We start from the raw sequence: 268 nt of genomic DNA, 5'->3' as shown, positions 1-268 counted from the left end.
TCGAGAACTGGTCCTTCACGCTGAACATCGCCACACCGGTGGAGGACGAGGAGGTCATCGAGTTCACCACGGCTGAGCTCAACGACTTCGTGGCCAACGCCGTGCGTGGTGTCGGGTTGCCCGGCGTTCACGTCGACGATCGAGTCTTCGTCAGCGGACAAGACCTGCTGTACGGTCTCGATTCCTCGGTGAAGAAGGCGATCCTGCCGAACGAGCTGGCCGCTCCCGCTTCGCGGATCGACGAAGCCGAGATCGCCAGACTGCGCGA

At 62.7% G+C, this 268-nt stretch carries 1 protein-coding gene; it reads left to right on the top strand.

Going from position 1 to position 268, the window contains the following annotated elements:
- The coding region (locus tag KVT39_RS36920) for a hypothetical protein (protein ID WP_217591482.1) at positions 1-268 on the top strand (268 nt) is incomplete at both ends.

The sequence above is a fragment of the Burkholderia sp. GbtcB21 genome (genome assembly GCF_019091065.1).
GTDB lineage: Bacteria > Pseudomonadota > Gammaproteobacteria > Burkholderiales > Burkholderiaceae > Burkholderia > Burkholderia pyrrocinia_C.
Note: the sequence above shows the minus strand (reverse complement) of the source record. Positions and strands in the feature narration are given on the sequence as shown.